Source organism: Candidatus Wallbacteria bacterium, assembly GCA_028687545.1.
Classification (GTDB): Bacteria; Muiribacteriota; JAQTZZ01; order JAQTZZ01; family JAQTZZ01; genus JAQTZZ01.
The window spans coordinates 1-18,851 of record JAQTZZ010000069.1 but is presented as its reverse complement, the minus strand read 5'-3'; the positions used below and the strand labels follow the sequence as shown (position 1 = coordinate 18,851).

Here is an 18,851-nt window from a genome sequence, read left to right as displayed (position 1 = left end):
TAAACAGGAGATACTTCAGCCTGGAGTCAATGGAACTGATTAAGGGCTTGTATTGCAAGGAATTGAGGGCTGCTTAGGTTGACAGGAGTAGCCGATGGAAATTTACACCACTTGACGGGACGTAGCTTGCAGCGCTGGAGACCGTAGTTTTTCTAATCAAGTTCTAGATTTAGCGATTAATACACCAACCGTCATCCTAAAAGGACTTGGATCCGTCCGACTCGACACTTTCATAGTCAGAAAAGATAAAAGGTTACCAGGTGATGGGCATTGGGCGACAGCCGAGTATGATAAGGAAGATTGGGAAAGAGTGCTTGGTAACGCGACGCTACTAACATAAAGTAGTATAATATTGTCATCTATTTCCCTTGGAGGGGTCATGTCTCATGAATCATGGAAACTGAATGAGTTTAGTGATAAACCGTTACCTGAAACTGTTAGACCGCTGCAAGGCCATCAGAGAATATCCATCGAAAAGTTGAACAAGACATTCACCTTCTCAGACCAGATCGGTAAAGGTGGTCTGCTCGTGTTACCTACTGGTGGTGGGAAAACTTTGACCACGGTGCGCTGGCTTTATGATTTTGCTTTGGGAAAAGGTGTCAAAGTGCTTTGGCTTGCGCACACTTTTCATTTGTTGGATCAAGTCTATGCCACTTTCAAAGAAAACCGCCAACCGATTCCAAAAAGGGACATACTGAACATCCGTGTGGTTTCAAGCAACCCATCACATTGCAGAGCACGCGACATCAGCATCGAAGATGATGTTCTGATCATCACCACTCTTACGGCCTATGAAAATTTATTTCACGAAACAAAAGATCAATCAAACGAAGTTATAGACTCTGAGTTCACCAAATTTTTAAAATGTAACCAGGATCAGAGGCTTATTGTAGTTTTGGATGAAGCTCATCACGCGCCTGCATATGGCTGCCGAACTCTATTGCTACAGATCCGTGAAATGCAGCCGTCTGCTTATTTCCTCGGTTTAACTGCCACTCCAGATTATACTGATGAGTCACGAAAGGGCTGGTTCAAGGTATTGTTCGAAGACTGGATTATTCACAAGGAGGAGAAAACTGCGCTCCAGGCACTAGGTATTCTGGCAATAGAAAAACTAATTCAAAAGAAGACCGATTTTAAAAAGGACTTGGACGAAAAGACTTTTAACCGGCTGGTTAGGGAACATAAAGACTTACCTGAAGATATAATTAAAGAGTTGGCAACGAATTCGCCCAGAAATGATTTTATCGTTCAGGAATATTTAAAAAACCGGAAAGAGTATAAGAAAACCCTTATCTTTGCTGACCACTGGAAACAAGCTTTGTATTTGAAGGATAAGTTAAAGAAAGCCGATGTTAATGCCGGTGCTGTGTTTTCCTATTCCGGTGGCGGGCCTGATTCTGCTGATGCGCGAAATCACATGACCTCCAATGAAATCAAAGAAACCATTGAAAAGTTTAAAGGGGATGGACTGGAAGTCTTAATAAATATACGAATGCTGACAGAAGGCACTGATGTTCCTACCATTAAGACAGTTTTCATAACCAGAGAAACAACCAGCAGAATTCTGTTGACCCAGATGATCGGAAGGGCTCTCAGGGGTCCCAAGTCAGGTGGTGGCCCGGATAAAAATGAAGCTAATATCGTTTTCTTTACCGACACATGGAATAAGTTTATAAATTGGGCCTCTTTCTCACCTGAAGGTGGAACAGAAGAGACCGAGAAGGTAGTGGGCAGGTATCCTATGGAAATGATTTCCATTAACTTAGTCGAAGCATTGATCCAACAAATCCATTCCGGAACATCTTATCAGGCAGAACCATTCACAGACATTGTCCCTGTTGGTTGGTACACAACAAGATATTTTTCGGACAATGGCATAGGTGGACCAGACTGGTATACAGAATTTGCTATGGTTTACAACCATCAAGAAAGTAAATTCAAGCAATTTATTCAGGGACTCCAAGGTAAGATTCCAAATGCATGGGAAAAAGATGATTTGTCTCAGGAATGGATCAAAGAAAACATTAAACCGCTTTCTAGCCCTTATTTTGACCTGCAGAATGATGATATTGGAAACTCTCTGGAAACCAATTTGATCCGAATCGTCCGACACATGGCGAGGAGCAAGGAAGCACCAGAATTCACTCCCTTATCTGAGCGAGATAAGCTCGACCTGGATAAAGTCGCTGAGCGGCTATACTTAACTGGAAACGCCCTTGAACAAAAACAAGCACTGGAAATCATTTATAATAGCCCTGAATCACTTTGGAAATCTTTTTACAAGAGCTTCGATTACTTCAAATCAGCTTACGACAGAGCAGTTAATCGTCTGTTATACCTGAAAGAATCCAATAAACCTATAGCAGCCAAGCTGGAGAAGCAGGTTTTAACTCCAGTGGATGCCAATCGAGTTAGAGAATTGACTGAACAAGATAAAGAAAAAGTGCTTATGAGAGATGGTTACAAATGTCTGTGTTGTGGAGCTGAAAAGAGTAGACAATGTAGATTGCAGGTCGACCACATAAGACCCTTCCGCATAAGTGGCGATACATCGTTTGAAAATTCACAGACCCTTTGCAGGGAATGCAACGCCATTAAAAAAATCGATATAATCGACTTTAGACTCCATGATATCATTCTGAAAAATGAAAAAGACTTTCAGATTTTTCAACCCACTAATTTTGACGACTATCAGACCTATGTGAGACGCATTGTGAATTTCTATTATAATTGTCAGGCCGTTGCTGGTGTGAGAAAGCAGTGCGGAACCAACGGAAAGAAAGTTGAAGTATTAGTGGTTCAACTTTACCCAGGTAATGACCCGACACGATTACTACCGCATGATAATGAATTAACTACTGCGGTGAGAAATTCCGAATTATCCGGTTGCACCTCAATTTCCAGATTGATAGTTAACCCGGAAAAAACGGACTCTAGCCTAGAAATATCTGAATGTGCTGCTGAGCAAAGCCAACAAACCCCGATCGACAGTTTACTGGTTAATGCAGCAGATACCGGCGATGTGCATGCAATGCTGGAAATAGCCAATAAGTATTTAGATAGTGACGATCCTGCTGATCAAAAAAAAGGTGTCCAATCCTTGCGAAAAGCCGCAGAGAAAGATACGGCTGAAGCATTACGCAAATTGGGACTCTGCTACTACGACGGAACAGGCACTGCAAGGAACCTTCATAAGGCAAAAGAATCGTTCTTGCTTGCGGCAGCAAAAGGGGACAGCGAAGCACAGTATCAGCTTGGCCAAATGTATTTATCTGGTGAAGGTGGAAAAAAAGATGTTGAACAATTTTTAAAATGGACTAATCAAGCAGCCCAACAAGGCCATAGGGAATCATTAAATCAATTAGGCATTGTGTATCATGACGGCAAAGATGTTAAAAGGGATTACGCCCAGGCATTTTCGTATTATAAAAAAGCTGCTGAGTTGGACGAACCGTTCGCAATGAACAATCTTGGAATCCTTTATCAATATGGATATGGAGTCCCCAAAAATCTCGATGAAGCAGTTAAATGGTTCCGCAAAGCTGCTGATAAGAATAATCCCTGGGGCTACTACAATCTGGGACTTTTGAGTTCAAAGGATCAAGATGGCTTTTCGGAAAACTTGGAAAATGCCTATATATATTTTTCCTTGGCAGTGGAATTTAGCTATGACTTACTTGACGGTACTGACCAGGGAGTCATTGCACGTGCAAAAACCAGGATCAAAAAAAAGATCAATAAAAAACAACTTGATGAGGCAGAAAAGAAAATAGAAAAATTGCTGGAAATGATGCCACAAAATCAGGTGTGAGAGCAATTTAACATATTATCCGTTGAGATGGCTTCACTTCTGTAAGATTTATCCGAACCGCTATTTCTTTTTGGGTAATCGACGGATTCGATGCTATTAGCTCAAGCATAACCTTTTCGGATGAAGATATATTTTTATTCGTAGTCTTTTCCGTAGTTTTATCCGTAGTCATTACCGTAGTATCTTGAGAAATCGGTTCTGTGCTTGCTCTAGAATTTGGGAGTGATTTCTATCAGGCTTTCAAAAAGGTCTCAATTAGAAGATAATCTTCCCTATGGCTCCCATCGTTCGCACCCACGCTGCAATGCCGTGACTTTTATCGCTTCACAGAGTGATGAAAAGAGCCGGTTTTCCCAATCTGGCACAGTCAGGTCAGTGCCAGCTTGTACGTGGCGTCCTTTTTATCTCTATTGAGCACGCTTTCAATCCTGTCGATCGGCCTGCCGGACTCATTCTCCAAAAGCGCAAACAGCATTGTCACCCATGAGAACCCCGGTCTTTTCAAACTGTCTTCATTGATCCATTTTTCGTTCAGTTTAAATCCTGTGCGTTCAAAAAGGAGCTCCAGATAATCGGAATTGAGATCAGAGAAGAGGCGGCCTTTGTCGTCCCTGTTGGCTTCTGAAATCCCATCCCTTGAGAATGGGATCGAGATCAGGGCTTTTCCGCCAGGCTTGAGAAGCTTTCTGAGCGAAAAGACGGTATCGAATAAGTGTTCTTTTGGAAGATGCATCAGCACTGCAGAGCAGACCAGGGCATCGAAATTTCCTTCAAAGGCTAAACCCGGGTCAGGCAGGCTGCCTTCAACAATTCTGCCTTTCAATTCCGGAAATTTTGTGCAGGTCAGTTCGCGAAGTTCCCGGCAGGGTTCAATTCCATAGGCATCATGCCCGAGTTTGAGAAGAGCGAGCAGGTCACGGCCTGAGCCGCAGCCTATATCCAGGATTCTGCACTTATCAGGAAATGCTCTGTTGAAATAATTCGAGATACCGCCAATGACAGAATTATAGCGTTCAAATACTTCCCTGGCATTTTCAGAATAATAAGAAAGGGTTTCCTGATCCATGCTGGTAATCTACCACTAATCAAGTTGCTGCTCAAATCAACTGTTAAAGTGTTAATGTGTGAAGGCTGGAGTCCATCGGAACTAATGATCGTCTATTTTCAATAATGTTCCCATTTAGTGCAAAAAACGGTTGCAACCATGCAAATTAGAGTTTATACTTCTATTATGCATGGTTATATTGATAGACATTTAGCTGAAAAAATCAGAACCAGGCTTGCGAATTTTCCGGCAGCAGCCATTCTTGGCCCAAGGCAGTGTGGAAAATCAACTCTGGCTCATCGCCTTGCACAGGAGTTTCCACATACAGTTTACCTGGATCTGGAAAGACCATCGGATCTTGCCAAGCTTAATGATCCGGAAGCATTTTTTTCGCTAAATCGAGGAAGGTTCTGCTGCCTGGATGAAATTCAGAGAAAACCAGAATTATTCCCGGTTCTGCGGAGCATGATCGATGCAAGCGGAACCAATGGTCAATTCCTGATTCTTGGATCAGCATCCAGAGATTTGATCAGGCAAAGTTCTGAAACTCTGGCAGGCAGGATCAGCTATGCAGAACTTACACCTTTCCTGTTGAGCGAACTTCAAACCGGCACAGAGGCGGTGAGGGGACTCTGGCTCAAAGGCGGCTATCCCAGGAGCTATCTGGCCAAAGACATTGAAATCAGCTGTAACTGGCGTGAAGATTTTATCCGTACTTTCCTGGAGCGGGAGATACCTCTGCTGGGTTTTAAATACTCCCCATCAGTGCTGGAGCGATTCTGGAAGTTCTGCGGCCATGTGCATGGCCAGCTGCTAAACCTTTCGAAGCTCGGCGAGTCTCTGGGTGTATGTTACCACACCATCAAAAATTATACCGAACTCCTGGAACGCACTTTCATGCTCAGGCTTCTGAAGCCTTATTCCACTAATCTTAAAAAGAGGCTGGTGAAATCTCCGAAGCTGTATGTCAGGGACTCAGGCCTGCTGCACAGCCTGCTCGGCATCAGCACACAAAATGACCTGCTCGGACATCCTGTTTACGGCTCTTCCTGGGAAGGCTTTGCCCTGGAGAATATTCTGTCAGAGCTGCCGGAATGGGAATCCTCGTTTTACCGGACCAGTAATGGCGCGGAAATTGATCTGATTTTGCAGCGCGGAAAGAGTAAAGTAGCGGTAGAATTCAAGGCACACAGCGCTCCTCAGGTTACAAAGGGTTTCTGGGATGCTCTCGAACAACTGGAAATCAAGGAAGCTTATGTGGTCGCGCCTGTAGAAGAGTCATATCCATTGAAAAATGGTACTCATGTGGTTCCTTTGACAAAATTCATCGAAACAATGCTGAAAAATTGATTTCCCGGAGATACAGCAACTAAAAAAGGCCTCCTGAGCTGGAAGCCTTGTGTTTTCATGGTGGAGGTGAGCGGGCTCGAACCGCTAACCTCCTGCGTGCAAGGCAGGTGCTCTCCCAATTGAGCTACACCCCCACCTAAAGCTGTTGAAAAAGCCTTGCTGCTTCGTTCCACTCAACTTCAGTCGGTCAACGTACGTTGAGTACGTCTCCCTCCTTCAGTTTCGTGGGCCTCGCATCCAGGCTTTTTGAACAGCTTTGTAACAATCGCTTAGAAAGTGATGGTGGGCCAAGGTGGATTCGAACCACCGACCTCTGCCTTATCAGGGCAGCGCTCTGACCAACTGAGCTATTAGCCCACGTGTCCTTCAATTTATAGAATCAGAGTCTTTGTTGTCAATTATTTTTTTAGCTTTGATTACCGATTACCGGATTTTCAGCTTGAAGATGGAAATAAATATAGTAAAATATGCTGGATGAATCTGAAAAAAATCCTCTTTGTCCGGCTTTATCAGAAATATGATTTCAATTTCACCACTCCTCCTACAGGCTTTCTTTACATTCCAGCAGTGATTTCAGAGAAATATCCGCAGGTGGAAATGAGCTTCTTCGATTTCTCGCTCCCCTCAGCCACGCCCTCTGCTTATCGCAGTATGCTTGACTCCATCAGGCCTGACTGCGTGATGTTCTCTGGTACATACATGGAACGTGACCAGCTCCGCTGGGCTTCCGGAACAGCCAGAAAAATCCTGAAGGATGTACTCTGCATCTGTGGAGGAGTGCTTGTGACCACTGCGCCCGAAGAAGTCCTGATGAATCAGCATCTGGATTTCGCAGTAGGGGGAGAAGGGGAAGAACGCATCCTCAAACTGCTGGCAAATCTATCCGGAAACATTGATCTGGATGGAATAGGATATCAGAAAGATCGGACGATCCACTACAACCCGCCAGTCTCCATGATTCCAGATATCGAGACCATCCCTTTCCCCAAATGGGATCTGCTTGATTTCAAGGCCTATTCCGGAGCCCCTACCATGAACGGGACTACAAAATTCTGGCCCTATTGCACTGTCTCCACCTCCCGCGGCTGCCCTTTCTCATGCAGTTACTGCCATCACACCATGGGCAGGCAGTTCCGGGCCAGGTCTCCTGAATCAGTCAGAGACGAGATCGACAGGCTTGTGACAGGATTCGGGATCAGGGAAATTCACTTCATAGATGACTGCTTCAATCTCGACCTGGAGCGTGCCAAAAAAATCTGCAGGCTGATCATTGAGTCAAAATTCAGGATCGGGATTGCCTTTCCCAATGCCCTCAAAGGAGACTACCTGGATGAGGAACTGATCTTTCTGCTGAAAAAAGCAGGCTGCTGGAGCGTTACTGTGGCAGTGGAAAATATCTCGCCCAGGATTGTGAAAATGATGGATAAGAAGCTGGATTTGTCCAGACTGCGGAAAAATGTCCGGCTGTTGAATAAATACGGGATCTACACCACAGCTTACTTCATGTATGGATTCCCGGAAGAAACTCTGGAGGAACGCAGGCTCAATGGGGAATTTGCAGACTGCCTGGAGATTGAGTCCCTGATCCAGTTCCGCTATATCCCATTTCCAAACACCAGGATCAAAAGCGAATTTTATCAGGACCTGGATCTGAGGAAAATCTCTTCCCGCAATTTTGTTTATACAGTCAAGAACCCGGGTTTTAATAAAACCTGCATGTCAGAACAGGAAATTGACGGGTCTGTCCGAAGCAATTATCTCAGTTTCTATTCCAATCCCCGCAGACTCCTCAGAATCATGCGTAAATACCCGAAAAAATATCTGCTCAAGCATCTGCCTACTGAACTGGGTGATTTGATAAAACTGGTTTTCTCCGCTTTTTGATTTCCAGCTCCCTTTGAACATATAATGTCGCAATGCACATCCGAAAAATCCTATTCACCAGGCTGTTCGAAAAGCCGGATTTCCCGATCACAACCCCGCCCACAGGGTTTCTCTATGTGCCTGCTGCGATCTGTGCGGCTTATCCTGAGATCCGGATGGATTTCTTTGATTTCTCGCTTCCTGGAGAATCCATGGGGCAATTCGGAAAAAAACTGGCAGAGTTCAGGCCTGACTGCGTAATGTTTTCAGGCACCTATCTGGAGCGGGATCAGTTCTATCAGGCTGCAGCTGCAGTGCGGGAACTCCTGCCAGGTGCAATGACAGTCTGCGGCGGCCCCCTGGCTTCCTGCTCTCCCCTGGAAATTCTCGGTTCAGGCGCAGTGGATTACATAGTCTGCGGAGAAGGAGAGCAGCGGGTGATAAATCTGCTGCAGAATCTGGAGACAGGGAAAAATTTCTGCGACGGGATCGGTTATAAGGCCGGGCCGGACCTTCATTACACTCAGCCTGTAAAGCTGCTGGAGGATCTGGACGCGGTCCATTTCCCGAAATGGGATCTGATCGACTTCAGGGAATATTCGAAAATCCCTGGCATGAACAGCATACTCAGGCAGTCTCCTTACGCCACTGTCAGCACCTCCCGCGGCTGCCCCTTTTCCTGCACTTACTGCCACAAGACTATGGGTAAGCAGTTCAGGCCCAGGTCTCCTGAATCGGTCAGGGACGAGATCGAGCAGCTGGTCAGACGATTCGGGGTCAGGGAGATCCATTTCATAGACGACTGTTTCAATCTGGACCTGGAGAGGGCCAAAAAGATCTGCAGGCTGATCATTGACTCGAAATTCAGGATAGGCATAGCTTTCCCCAATGCAGTCAAAGCTGACCTGCTGGACGAGGAACTGATCGTTCTTTTAAAAAAAGCCGGCTGCTACAGCGTCACTATAGCCATAGAAAGCATCACTCCTGAAATAGTCAGACTGATGGACAAAAAGCTGGACCTGGGGAAAGCCAGGCAGAACATCTCTCTGCTCGACAGGCACGGGCTCTTCACCTCAGCTTATTTTATCTATGGGTTTCCAGGTGAAACAGGAAAAAGCTTATGGAAAAATGCGGTCTTCGCCAACAGGCTGAAAATCGAGACTGTCTCCTTTTTCCGCTTCATCCCTTATCCTGGAACAAAAATCTCTGCCGATTTTTTTTCTGACCTTGACTTTTCCGGAATTCCTTCATCCCAGTTCCATTTTTTTACGGAAAGCGGCAGGTTCAACAGGAGCAGGCTCAGCGCAACCTGGCTCTCAGGATTCAGATCTGCCGCCTATTTCCTGTTCTACACTAACCCGGTCCGGATCTGGAGGGTGCTCAGGAAAATTCCCAGAACCTGGACCATGTTTTCCAGACTGCCTCTTGATATCTGGGAGCTTGTTTCCAGAATCTGGCCTGATTTTTTGCGCTTCAAGGTGTGAATTATGCGGATTCTTTTCGTGCATGGAGCTTATGAAAGCCTGGGGATAGAATATCTCTCGGCTGTATTGAAGAAAAACGGCCACCAGGTCTTTCTGGCCTATTCTCCCCTGCTGTTCAGAGACGCTCTGCTGCATTTCCCTCTGGCAGCACATTGCTTCAACCGCGACCGGAGCCTGGTTGAGCTTGAAAATATCAAACCTGATCTGATCGCGTTTTCCTGCGTCACTGCCTGTTTCTCCTGGATGCATGGACTGGCCAGGGCTTATAAAAGGAAACTGCCGGATGTACCGATAGTCTTCGGCGGCATCCATGCCAGCACTGCGCCGGAATATCTGATTTCTATCCCTGAAATCGACTTTGTCTGTCTCGGCGAAGGCGAACAGGCACTCCTGGAACTGGTGGAATGCCTTGCAGAAAAACAGGACCCCTCCAGAATTTCCAACATCTGGGGTAAAAATTTTCGCAACCAGCCCAGGCCGCTGATCAGAGACCTGGATTCGCTTCCCTTTCCTGACCATGAACTTTTTTACGAAAAAGCCCCCTATTTCAAAGATGTCTATCCAATCATTACTTCCCGCGGCTGCCCTTATTCCTGCACCTACTGCAACAACAACAGCCTGAAAAGGATTTACCCGGCAGAGCCTGGCATGCTGCGCAGGCGGAGCATCGCCAATGTAATGGAAGAACTCGTCCGGGCTCAAAAAAAATGGAATTACAAGGCACTGGTGATTGAGGATGAGATTTTTACCGGCGACACGGAACGGGTCAGGGAATTCTGCACAGCATACCGGAAAAAAATCCGGCTCCCATTTATCTGCGTGACGCATCCGAAAACCACCCGTCCGGAAGAACTTGAAATGTTGCGCTCTGCCGGCTGCGTACAGATTGAGATCGGAGTGCAGACCCTGAATCGGAAAGTACGCAGGCAATATCTGAGGAGATTTGAGACCAATTCTGAGATTGTCCAGGCGCTCAAAGCTCTGCATGAATCAGGAATTCCATACAACATCGACCATATCCTGGGGCTCCCTGGGGATGATTTTCAATCCCAGCTGCTGGCGCTCAAAATCTATAATGTTTTCCGCCCGCACAGGCTGCTGCCTTTTTTCATCACTTATTACCCTGGCACTGAAATCAGCGGGATTGCGGAAAAAATGGGGATGCTTGAGCCAGGGCTGAAAGCGAAAATCCTGGCCGGAGAATCCGAATCATTTGAACAGCATGGCAGCATCGAAGACAGGAATCAGCGGAAAAGGCTGGACAGCCTGCGCATTGTCTTCGGCTGGCTGCCGCTCTTACCCAGAAAAATCGTCCGCCTGATTCTCAAGTCCAGTCTGATCGGAATGCTGCCTGATTCTCACCTGATCGGCAAGGTTCTGCCGTCCCTTCTGTTCACTCTTTTCTCAAAGGAACCAAGGGGAAAGCTGATCCTGAAAAAGTATCTTTATCACCTGATCAGGCTGGGGAAGTGAAAAAAACGATAAATAATGCTCTTTAAACCCGATGATGATAGAATAGATCCATGAAAATGCACCCCCTGGATTTTTACCGGAATCTCGTTTTCGCCACTATCCTCCTGGTGCTGCTTATTTTTCTCCTGCATGACCTGAAAACTATATTCTGAACGGGAAACCATGTTTGACTCCTTGCAGCACCAATTACTTGATCTGGTCAGAAGCATGGGCGATCTTGGGGTTTTCATCGCGATGTTCCTGGAATCCTGCATAGTCCCGATCCCTTCGGAAGCCATCATCATCGGGGCCGGAATGGCCGGCATTCCGCTCAAATCGATCACGATCTATGGGTCCCTCGGCTCGACCCTGGGCGGGATTGTGGGATATTACATCGGCCTGCTGGGCGCCAAACCCGTGATCCTCAGATTCGGAAAATACATTTTCATCACCCCGCATCATCTGGAACAGGCGGAAGCCTTTGCCCGGAAATACGGGATCCAGAGCGTGCTGATCGGAAGACTGGTCCCTGTAGTTCCTTTCAAGGTCTTCTCGATTGCCGCAGGGATCACCCGTCTTCCGCTCCTCCCATTCGCGATCTGCACTCTGATCGCAGTGATTCCCAGAATCGTTCTGCTCTCGTTCTATGGAAACAAGCTCGTCGAATATACCAATGAAACCCTGCTGGTCACAGCAGGACTGCTGGCTGTTTTCGGGATTTACAGACTGATCCGGCACCTGCAGAAGAAAAAGGCTTCCTCATTGCAGTAGACTGGTCAGAGGAGTAAAATCCTCTTATAATTAAATTATGATTAAAGGAGACTGCATGAACAGACTGCGCATGAATCTGCTTTTGTTACTGATCCTTTTCTGCCGGATCATTTCGCTTTCCGCCGAAGCTCCTGTCCCCCCGAAGGCTGAAAAAGTCCGCAAAATAATGGTGAATCACGGGGACATCCGGATTGATAATTACTACTGGCTTAATAAAAAAGAGAATCCGAAAGTCATCAATTATCTCAATGCTGAAAACACTTACACAGAAACCATGATGAAAGACACTGAGCAGTTTCAGAAAAAGCTCTACACTGAAATGGTTGCAAGGATCAAGGAAGATGATAATTCAGTACCCCAGCGGGAAGGTGATTTTTATTACTATTACCGTACTGAAAAGGACAAGCAGTATATAATCCACTGCCGCAAAAAAGGCAGCCTGGAAGCGAGCGAAGAGATTATACTGGATGAGAACGAACTGGCTAAAGGACACGATTTCTGCGATGTTTCCGGGATCAAGCAGAGCCCTGACCACAAGCTGCTTGCTTTCAGTATAAACTTCGCAGGGGACGAAAAATATACGATCCAGATCAAGGATCTGAGTACCGGACAGATGCTCCCTGACAAGATAGAGAACAGTGAGGCAGGATTGGAATGGGCGGCAGACAATGCCACTATCTTCTATACAGTCAAGGATCAGTCACTGAGGCCCTATCGTCTTTACAGGCACAAGTTAGGTACTGATGCCGCAAAAGATGAGCTGGTGTTCGAAGAACCTGATCAGGCTTATTTTGTGGGAATTGCCAAAACAAGGAGCAAATCCTATCTGCTGCTTTATATCGGCAGCAACACCACCACTGAATTCCGCTACCTGCGTTCAGATGACCCGGCCGGAAAATTCAAAATGTTCCAGCCCAGAAAACAGGGAGTGGAGTATTACGTCGATCAGCAGGGCGACCGCTTCCTGATCCGTACCAACTACAAAGCCGAGAACTTCCGCCTGATGCAGACGTCGCTGAAAGCAACTGAATTGAAGTACTGGAAAGACCTGATCCCGTGCCGCAAGGATACCCTGCTGGAAAACATCGACGCTTTTGAGAATCATCTGGTAGTGTATGAACGGGGACATGGGCTGCAGACCATCAAAGTGCTAGATCTGAAAAAACATCAGGAACACTATGTCAAGTTTCCGGAACCTGTATACAGTTATACCACCTCTGAAAATCCTGAATACAAGACCAAAACCCTGCGGTTCAATTACACTTCCATGATCACTCCCATGTCTGTTTTTGATTATGACATGGATACCCGCGGCATGGAATTGAAAAAACAGACCCAGGTAAATGGCTTAAAGCCGTTCCTCTACCAGACAGAGCGCGTTTTCGCCAAAGCCAAGGATGGAACCAGGATCCCGATTTCCCTGGTCTATCGCAAAGGCATCGTGAAAGACGGCAAGAATCCGCTGCTTCTCTATGGATACGGTTCCTACGGGATCAGCATGGACCCATATTTCTCGTCAGCCAGGCTGAGTCTCCTCAACCGCGGTTTCATTTATGCCATAGCCCATATCCGCGGCGGCCAGGAAAACGGCAGGGCCTGGTATGAAAACGGCAAAATGGATCACAAGCTGAACACATTCAATGATTTCATCGCCTGCGCTGAACACCTGATCAACACAGGCTATACCAGGAAAAACCTGCTGGCCATTCAGGGCGGAAGCGCCGGAGGCCTGCTGATGGGCGCAGTCATCACCATGCGGCCGGATCTCTTTCAGGCTGGAGAGGTCGATGTCCCGTTCGTGGATGTGATCAACACCATGCTGGATCCAAATATTCCTTTGACTGTCACAGAGTATGAGGAATGGGGAAATCCCAACAAAAGCAAGGATTACATGTACATGAAAAGTTATTCTCCCTATGACAATATCCAGGCTGTAGACTACCCCATCATGCTGGTTACAGGCGGCCTGAACGATCCCAGAGTCGGCTACTGGGAGCCTGCGAAATTCGTCTGCAAACTGCGGGAACTTAAAACAGACAGCAATCTGCTGATCCTGAAGACCAATATGGGCGCAGGCCATATGGGAGCTTCCGGAAGATACGATTATCTGAAAGATGTGGCCTTTGAATACGCATTCTTCTTCAAGGCGCTGGGACTTAGGCAATAAGGTTTTTCCATCTATGTTTGGAAAGGCAGGCCAGGCCTGCCTTTTTTGTTTATATCTCAACACAAGTTATTGTAGGGGCACCCCTCGCGGGTGCCCGAACTGCAATGGCAAAGGAAAATCCCACTCCGCTCGTTTCACTCGCTTCGGGGATATGTGCCTGTAACAAAAACCTCGTAGTAACTCGGTTTTTTAACAGGCACAAAAAAAAGACCACCATTCGGCGGTCAGAGGACTAGAGTATAAGTGGACTACAGGTTGTAGAGGTTTCGAACTGAGGGGGGTACCTCGTATGATGTTCTCTGCTCTACAATTACGATAATAGCCGGAATCATACCCTTAATCCAGTTACAATTTGTTACAATTTGTCAGGCACTGTAACAAATCGTTAACCATGAAGGTTGTCTCCTGTTCAGTATTGATCCGAAATGTTCATTCAGTACACTGCGATATTGATAATTCCGGGATTCTTGATAAACCTGAAGCTATTTTTCTTGCAATATGGGAATCCATAGGTTAATATCAAAAAAAATCTACTTACATGGGAACCAAATGCCCAGAGATGCTAAAAAAATCAGGAACATCGGAATCATCGCCCATGTCGACCATGGGAAAACCACGCTTGTAGACACGCTTTTCCGCCAGTGCTCTGTCAAGGTCAGAAAAGACAAACCCACAGAGCGGATCATGGACAGCAACGACCTGGAACGCGAGCGCGGCATCACGATTTTCAGCAAATGCGCATCTGTCAATTACAAGGATTACCTTGTCAACATCGTAGATACTCCAGGACATTCTGATTTCGGCGGAGAAGTGGAACGCATCCTGAATATGGTGGATGGTGTGCTGCTGCTTGTCGATGCTGTGGACGGTCCCATGCCGCAGACCAAATTCGTGCTGAGGAAAGCCCTGAAACAAGCTCTGAACCCCATTGTTGTCATCAACAAAATGGACCGTCCCCATGCCCGGCCCAGATTCGTGGAAAACGCCATTTTCGACCTCTTCGTGTCACTGGGGGCCACTGATGAGCAACTTGATTTTCCGATCGTTTACGCTTCTGCAAAAGACGGCTGGGCCACCAGGATCGTGGACAAGGTCGCTGACAATGTGATCGAACTCCTGGACCTGATCGTTTCCTATGTTCCTCCACCAGTGATTTCAAGGACCGGCGGTTTTTCAATGCTGATCTCCAACATTTCATACAACTCCTATGTGGGCCAGCTGGCTCACGGCAGAGTTTATTCAGGAACCATCCATCAGAATGCTCCGGTTTACCTTCTGAAGAAGGACAATCTGATCCAACCCTACAAAGTACTGAAAATTCTCAGTTACGAAGGCCTCGAACAAGTCGAGGCGATGGAAACCTCTGCCGGCGAGATTGTGGCCATTGCCGGGGCTCAAGACCTGGAGATCGGGGACACACTGGCTCAGGCTCCCGAAATCTCCCCTCTTCCACGCATCAGAGTTGATGAACCTACAATTTCCATGTTTTTCTATACCAATTCCTCTCCTTTCTTCGGATCTGACGGCAAGTTCGTGACTTCACGAAAAATCCGGGAAAGGCTGCAGGTGGAAGTGATGGGGAATGTGGCAATCTGTGTCGAGGACGGAGATTCTCCAGACTCGTTCAAAGTGTCCGGACGCGGAGAACTGCAGCTTTCCATCCTGATCGAAACCATGCGCAGGGAAGGATATGAACTGGAAATTTCACAGCCCAAAGTGATTCTCAGGGAAATCGACGGCAGAACCCATGAGCCGTTTGAAGAACTTGTCCTGGATATAGATAACACTTTCCTTGGTGCAGTGATGGAAAACCTGGGGAAACGCAAAGCTGAGGTGCTTACCCTGCATAATGACGGCGTGACCACCAGGGTCGAACTGAAAATTCCGGCACGGGGTTTGTTTGGATTTCATAATGATTACCTGAGCCTCACCAAGGGTACAGGTTTGCTCAATCAATCTTTTTATGGATATGAACCGTTCCGCGGGCTCTTCCAGAAAAACAGGCGTGGTGTTCTTGTGAACATGGAAGCCGGGCGTGTTTCAACCTATGCTCTCACCCAGCTTAAGGACAGGGGCACTTTTTTCATCCGGCCCGGCGACAGGGTGTATGAAGGCATGATCGTGGGAGAGCATTGCCGGGACACAGACCTGCCTGTCAATATCTGCAAAGAGAAACATCTGACCAATATGCGGTCTTCCACCTCGGAAATCGTGGAAAAACTGCCTGCGCCAAGGGATTTCTCCCTGGAGCAGTGTATGGAATACATCGAAGACGATGAACTGGTGGAAGTGACTCCTGTCGCGATCAGGATGCGCAAAAAAACACTGAATCATGAACAGAGGCTGCGGCTCAATAAAAAGAAGGAATAAATATTTCCTATAGATTCATGTAATTCTGATCCAGCCAGCATTTCGGCCTGTCCACATTGAAGTAAAGCCTGGACTTTTCCCTGGTTTCAAGATTTCTAACCTCAAAAACATCGAACTGGTGGTTGCTCTCGTCCATCACCAGATCCTGGCTCAGGGGTTCAAGCCCGAGATACTTCATGATCACATATTCTTCGCGGACATCGATCACGAGGTAAGCGCAGGAAAAGTTCGACCCGTCACCGGATTTTAAAATGGAGTCGATCATGCCCCTGGAAAATTTCCCGTGGAAATCGGATTTTTCCAGTTCACCCATCGCCCGGTAAATTATTTCAGCAGCAGAATGGGCTTCAATATCCAGGTAATTTTCCCGGATCAGAAAATTCACGTCTGCCAGCGCAGTTTTCCAGTCAAGGGCATCCAGCGCTCTGTTTAACCCCTCGCCATGCACTTCATCCCTTGAATACGGGCAGTAACTTTCCCATTCAGCATACGATTCACGGAGCTTGGAGTAATCAGCTTCTTCAGGTTTAGCAATCGCTTGTTTTAACATTTCCAGGTACTTCATTTCATTCTCCGGTAATCATGTGTTATTTATTCCGTAAGGGCATTCGCTGCAACTTCGAACAGTGTTTCCAGTCCTTTTTTAGCGGTTTTCAGATGGAATTTCGGGACCCAGTTTTCCGAAGTAAGGCAGTCACTCACTGTAAACATCGCGGCCAGCTCCACTCCCCGGAATTCAGCCACAGCAAACAGGGCTGAAGCTTCCATTTCCACAGTCAGAATCCCCTCATCCCGATATTTTTTTACTTCAGCGGCTGTTTCCCTGTATGGCGCATCAATCGTCCAGGATGCTCCAGCCTGATATCTTACTTTCATCTGATTCAGGGTATTTTTCAATTGCCGCACCAGTGCAGCAGAAGCCCTGGCGTACCTGGCTGGCTTGAGATAATGATATGATGTGCCTTCATCCCTGATGGCACGCTCGCAGACCACCAGACCTCCGGGCCTGAGGTCTTCCTGCAGTGATCCGGCAGTGCCGATGGAAACGATTTTTTTGACTCCCAGGGCTATCAGCTCTTCTAAAACCGCAGCAGAGCTTGGGGCTCCGATTCCAAAACAGCCGGTGAGACCGATCTTGCAGCCTTCCCTGGACAGTATCCGAAAATTCTCCTCTATACAAGGAACCTGAACTGTTTCATACTTTTCGATCAGATAGTTCAACAGGCTCTTCTGAAAACAGATGATGGCGCAGGATGGAATCTCCGGCTGGACCAGCCGGTCTCTTTTCCGGCTGTAACTGAGAAAATCCTGTGGAGAAAAAAGGGATTTTTCATGGATTTTATTTTTAAAATTCGGAATCAATTCCACTCCCGCCATCAGTTCAAGTCATAGCATTCAAAGCTTCGGATTCAGTGGAAAAAATTTTTACCACCCGGTCGAGCTGGGTGGCTTTGAAAATCGACATTACAAACGGATTCAGACAGCAGAAGCAGACCATCCCTTTCTGCGACATGATCTCCTTGCTGTAATAAAAGAAAATTCCCAGGATAGTGCTGTTGGAGTATTTCAATCCGCTCAGATTGAAAACCACTTTGCTGCCTTCAGCATTTTTCAGTTCAGAGAGAAAATTTCTCAATTCCTCGGATTCATGATATTCAATCTGAGACTGGATTTTGATTACATTAACATCATTTACAAGATACTTATCGATTTTCATATCAGTCTGGAAATGTTTTTCAATATTATACTGTCTAGGTCGTGAATTATCAAGAAAGCTTTGAGCAAATTTCAAAGTCCTGAGGAAATTTCCTGGCGGAATCACAGCTGATCAGCTAAAATTATCTGATGCATAACCGCCGTTTGATGTCCTTTATCTATGGCCTGTTTACCGACTTCCGGATCAGGTATGCCCTGATCGGTGCTAAAGGTTCAGCAAACTCAGTGCGCAAATTAGTCGGATTCGCTGATTTTTTAGTGGATGAGCCGGGTTTCGATGAAATCCGCAAGATACTCCGCTCTGATGATTTCTCTGAGCACGAACTTTTTAACGGTTTTGTGCAGTTTTCTCCGCCGGACAAAGATAACCTGCTCGGATTTCTGCAGGCCGACGAACCGGCACTTCTTGATGCGCTCAACAGGGCGGTTGACAAGCCGCTCGGGAAATTCTCGATCAGGCAGCTCACCCGGGAAGATCTGGTCCTGGTGTACCTTAAAGTGATTCAACGGGATAAATCCCTTCGTTCCCAGTTATTATCCCTGATCGAAGATCTGATGGAATCAGCGGAACTCGACTTCGCTCTCCTGACTTCATATTTCAATTCCGCAGGCGAGAGCAAGCTCTTCGAAAGTTTAATGGGGAAATACAGGCCTGGTGACTGCAAAACCATCGACCTGAGGGATCATTTTGCAGCGACATTACCCCGCTACAAGGGAAAATAATCTAGGCTGCCCCTATGAGACAAACTTGCGGAAGCGCGCCACAGAAAGGGAAAGGGTGAGGCAGCCGATTACGGCAAGAGCGGCAAACTCATG

Annotated in this window: 13 protein-coding genes and 2 tRNA genes; 9 read left to right on the top strand and 6 right to left on the bottom strand. The window is 46.7% G+C overall.

Annotation, left to right across the window (positions count from 1 at the left end; all coding sequences use genetic code 11):
* Positions 1-379 precede the first annotated feature (379 nt).
* The gene (locus PHW04_17690) at positions 380-3,817 is read left to right on the top strand and encodes a DEAD/DEAH box helicase family protein (GenBank protein MDD2717723.1); all 3,438 of its coding nucleotides are present in this window, start codon (positions 380-382) and stop codon (positions 3,815-3,817) included.
* A 367-nt stretch (positions 3,818-4,184) separates the two neighbouring features.
* Here the strand turns inward: PHW04_17690 and PHW04_17685 are convergent, their stop codons facing one another.
* Complete coding sequence (locus PHW04_17685; GenBank protein ID MDD2717722.1) at positions 4,185-4,883, bottom strand: class I SAM-dependent methyltransferase; 699 nt, start codon at positions 4,881-4,883, stop codon at positions 4,185-4,187.
* 165 nt (positions 4,884-5,048) lie between these two features.
* Here PHW04_17685 and PHW04_17680 point away from each other — a divergent pair, with 165 nt between their 5' ends.
* Positions 5,049-6,212, top strand: a complete 1,164-nt coding sequence (locus tag PHW04_17680) for an ATP-binding protein (protein MDD2717721.1) — start codon at positions 5,049-5,051, stop codon at positions 6,210-6,212.
* A 58-nt stretch (positions 6,213-6,270) separates the two neighbouring features.
* Here PHW04_17680 and PHW04_17675 read toward each other — a convergent pair.
* Together PHW04_17675 and PHW04_17670 are read right to left on the bottom strand one after the other, a co-directional pair.
* Positions 6,271-6,346, bottom strand: a tRNA-Ala gene (locus PHW04_17675).
* Positions 6,347-6,492: 146 nt separating this feature from the next.
* Positions 6,493-6,569 (bottom strand) — tRNA-Ile (locus tag PHW04_17670).
* 117 nt (positions 6,570-6,686) lie between these two features.
* Here PHW04_17670 and PHW04_17665 point away from each other — a divergent pair.
* The 6 genes from PHW04_17665 to typA all read left to right on the top strand — a co-directional run bounded on the left by PHW04_17665 (position 6,687) and on the right by typA (position 16,319).
* A complete protein-coding gene (locus PHW04_17665; protein MDD2717720.1) occupies positions 6,687-8,096 on the top strand; it encodes a radical SAM protein in 1,410 nt (469 codons plus the stop codon).
* Positions 8,097-8,128: 32 nt separating this feature from the next.
* The gene (locus PHW04_17660; protein MDD2717719.1) at positions 8,129-9,559 is read left to right on the top strand and encodes a radical SAM protein; all 1,431 of its coding nucleotides are present in this window, start codon (positions 8,129-8,131) and stop codon (positions 9,557-9,559) included.
* Positions 9,560-9,562: 3 nt separating this feature from the next.
* Positions 9,563-11,032 (top strand): radical SAM protein, encoded by a 1,470-nt coding sequence (locus PHW04_17655; protein ID MDD2717718.1) that lies wholly within the window; start codon positions 9,563-9,565, stop codon positions 11,030-11,032.
* A gap of 162 nt (positions 11,033-11,194) precedes the next feature.
* Positions 11,195-11,782 carry a DedA family protein gene (locus PHW04_17650; GenBank protein MDD2717717.1) on the top strand — a complete coding sequence of 196 codons (588 nt, stop codon included), beginning with the start codon at positions 11,195-11,197 and terminating at the stop codon, positions 11,780-11,782.
* A gap of 55 nt (positions 11,783-11,837) precedes the next feature.
* The gene (locus tag PHW04_17645) at positions 11,838-13,949 is read left to right on the top strand and encodes a S9 family peptidase (protein MDD2717716.1); all 2,112 of its coding nucleotides are present in this window, start codon (positions 11,838-11,840) and stop codon (positions 13,947-13,949) included.
* 549 nt (positions 13,950-14,498) lie between these two features.
* The gene (typA, locus tag PHW04_17640; protein MDD2717715.1) at positions 14,499-16,319 is read left to right on the top strand and encodes a translational GTPase TypA; all 1,821 of its coding nucleotides are present in this window, start codon (positions 14,499-14,501) and stop codon (positions 16,317-16,319) included.
* 7 nt (positions 16,320-16,326) lie between these two features.
* On the opposite strand, the gene PHW04_17635 is transcribed toward typA, so the two are convergent.
* Genes PHW04_17635 through PHW04_17625 form a run of 3 tightly spaced genes read right to left on the bottom strand, consistent with a single transcriptional unit; the run spans position 16,327 to position 18,036 of the window.
* A complete protein-coding gene (locus tag PHW04_17635) occupies positions 16,327-16,884 on the bottom strand; it encodes a DUF4919 domain-containing protein (GenBank protein ID MDD2717714.1) in 558 nt (185 codons plus the stop codon).
* Between the two features lie 26 nt (positions 16,885-16,910).
* Complete coding sequence (locus tag PHW04_17630) at positions 16,911-17,681, bottom strand: nucleoside phosphorylase (protein ID MDD2717713.1); 771 nt, start codon at positions 17,679-17,681, stop codon at positions 16,911-16,913.
* Positions 17,682-17,700: 19 nt separating this feature from the next.
* Complete coding sequence (locus PHW04_17625; GenBank protein MDD2717712.1) at positions 17,701-18,036, bottom strand: STAS domain-containing protein; 336 nt, start codon at positions 18,034-18,036, stop codon at positions 17,701-17,703.
* 128 nt (positions 18,037-18,164) lie between these two features.
* Here PHW04_17625 and PHW04_17620 point away from each other — a divergent pair, with 128 nt between their 5' ends.
* Entirely contained in the window at positions 18,165-18,758 is a 594-nt protein-coding gene (locus PHW04_17620; GenBank protein ID MDD2717711.1) for a hypothetical protein, read from the top strand.
* Positions 18,759-18,851 lie beyond the last annotated feature (93 nt).